Source organism: Vibrio sp. OPT24, assembly GCF_015163545.1.
Classification (GTDB): Bacteria; Pseudomonadota; Gammaproteobacteria; order Enterobacterales; family Vibrionaceae; genus Vibrio; species Vibrio cyclitrophicus.
The window spans coordinates 1-255 of sequence record NZ_JADDYI010000014.1 but is presented as its reverse complement, the minus strand read 5'-3'; the positions used below and the strand labels follow the sequence as shown (position 1 = coordinate 255).

General features: G+C 47.5%; 1 rRNA gene. It reads right to left on the bottom strand.

Features of this window, described 5'->3' with window-relative positions:
• A 23S ribosomal RNA gene (locus IQO02_RS03645) occupies nt 1-255 on the bottom strand; the annotation flags it as partial.

Here is a 255-nt window from a genome sequence, read left to right as displayed (position 1 = left end):
CTATCGGTCAGTCAGTAGTATTTAGCCTTGGAGGATGGTCCCCCCATATTCAGACAGGATATCACGTGTCCCGCCCTACTCGTTTTCACTGATTATGATGTGTCGGTTACGGGGCTATCACCCTTTATTGCGAGACTTTCCAGACTCTTCACCTGCATCATTAAAAGCTTAAGGGCTAATCCAATTTCGCTCGCCGCTACTTTCGGAATCTCGGTTGATTTCTCTTCCTCGGGGTACTTAGATGTTTCAGTTCCC